2 protein-coding genes are annotated in these 1,998 nt (G+C 70.1%); one reads left to right on the forward strand and one right to left on the reverse strand.

Annotated features, from left to right (window positions below; all coding sequences use genetic code 11):
• A partial coding sequence (locus QK444_RS35885) for a TPM domain-containing protein (protein WP_282786512.1) occupies positions 1-1,194 on the reverse strand: 1,194 nt, incomplete at its 3' end.
• A 65-nt stretch (positions 1,195-1,259) separates the two neighbouring features.
• On the opposite strand from QK444_RS35885, the gene QK444_RS35890 reads away from it, so the two are divergent.
• A complete protein-coding gene (locus QK444_RS35890; protein WP_282786514.1) occupies positions 1,260-1,955 on the forward strand; it encodes an MBL fold metallo-hydrolase in 696 nt (231 codons plus the stop codon).
• Positions 1,956-1,998 lie beyond the last annotated feature (43 nt).

Here is a 1,998-nt window from a genome sequence, read left to right on the forward strand (position 1 = left end):
GCCCTGCTCACCCACCGGCCGCGCCGCCGCGGCCCGCCCCTGCTCGATATTGTGCTCCGCGAACGCGATTCGTTCGTGCGCCATGCGCACATTGTCGCGAATGGGCGCGATCACCGACGCCGGATGCTCCCGCACCAGCGTGTCCAGTGTGGTCTCCGCGCCCGGCATCCGCGCCGTCAGCTCCACCAGGCTCCGGGTCAGTGCGTCCAGCCGGTCTCCGGCATTGATGAGCAGATTGCGCATGGCGTCGAATTCGTCGACCTTGGCGTCGAGTTCCCGATCGGCCCGCCCGCAGGTGGCGATGAGGTCCACCAGCATGCCGCGGCGCTGATCCGGGGACTCCGGGATCGCGTCGTCGAGCTGCTGGCGGATCGAGAACGCCGTGGCCAATGCGTGTTTCGCGGCCTCCAGCGCGGCGGCGAAGGGCGCGGTGGTGGTGTTGCCGAATTCGTCGGTGGCCAAACGCAATTCCTCGGTGCTGGTGCGAATCGCGTTGTCGATGTCCACGAGCAGTTCCCGCGAGCGCGTGTCCAGGATCGGCAGCGGCAGGGCGGTCAGCGCCGCGGTGTCGGTCGGGTCGATCTCCCGCACCCGCTCCAGTTCCCGCCACTCCCGCTCGGCTCGCCGGGACCGCGACCACCACCACAGCCCTGCCACCAGCAGCACCACCACCGCCGCGACGATCAGCAGCGGCAGCGGGTTGGTCCCGGGCGGATTCATGGCCGCCGACAGCCCGTGCGCGGTCGCCACCGCGGCCCCGGCCCAGTCCCCGGCGCGCAGTCTCGGTTCCACGTCATCGGTGAGCATGCGGTCCAGGTCGCTCTCGCCGACATCCTGGGGAAGGCTGCCGGTGAACGCGTAGGCGCGGTCGTCCACGGCGACGGACAGCAGCACATCCCGATCCCCGAAATTCGAGGCCGCCGCCGTGCGCTCACCCCACTCCCGGGGGTCCATCCCGGCGAAGTCGCGTACATAGACGACCCACAGCCGTTCGCGTTCGGCGCCGTACAGCTCTTCCACGGCCGCCGCGACCTCGGCCTCCTGCGCGTCGCTCAACACCTGCGCGGTGTCGGTGACGTACCCGGGCAGCCGCGTCGGCTGCTCCGCGCGCGCCACCGCGGGCTGGCCGGCCAGCAGTGTGAAGGCCAGCAGAAAGCCGGTCAGGACCAGGATCAGTGGCTTCGGTGGCGCCATGGTCTCGAATCTATCCGCAGGGAAGGGGTGCGTGAGTTTTCTTCCTACCACCCGTGTCGGCGGCCATGACTACCATCGGCAGTGTGATCACGATCGATTCGCCCTATACGGGCCATGTCGCCCCCGGCAGCAATCCGCAGCAGCGGGAGGTCCCGGGCGCGCGCATCGTGAAGATGTCGGTCGGCCAGATGGACAACAACGTCTATCTGGTGCGGTGCACCGCCACCGGCGCGACCCTGCTGATCGATGCCGCCAACGAGGCCGAACGCCTGCTGGAACTCATCGAGCAGGAGGCACCCGGGCGGGTCGAACTGATCGTCACCACGCATCAGCACCCGGACCACTGGTGGGCGCTGAAGGAGGTGGCATCGGCCACCGAGATCCCCACCGCCGCCCATGAACTCGACGCCCCCGCCCTGCCCGTGCCCCCGGACCGGCTGCTCGCCGACGGCGAGACGGTGCGCATCGGCGAACTCGACCTCGAGGTGATCCATCTGCGCGGCCACACCCCCGGGTCGGTCGCGCTGGCCCTCACCGACGGCGCGGGGCGCACCCACCTGTTCACCGGTGACTCGCTCTTCCCGGGCGGTGTCGGCAAGACCGGTACCCCCGAGGATTTCGCCTCCCTGCTCGGCGATGTCGAGTCCAAGCTGTTCGCCCGTTTCGGTGACGACACGGTCGTCTACCCGGGCCACGGCGACGACACCACGCTCGGCGCGGAGCGTCCGCAGGTGCCCGAGTGGCGGCGACGCGGTTGGTGAATATCCAGCAGCGCGGCTACCCCGACCCGATGCGGCGGGCGGC

Source organism: Nocardia sp. CC201C (assembly GCF_030010695.1).
GTDB lineage: Bacteria > Actinomycetota > Actinomycetes > Mycobacteriales > Mycobacteriaceae > Nocardia > Nocardia otitidiscaviarum.

Excerpts from the sequence above, each read along its gene's own strand:
- QK444_RS35890 (WP_282786514.1), top strand. The coding sequence starts at position 1,260 with ATGACTACCATCGGCAGTGTGATCACGATCGATTCGCCCTATACGGGC.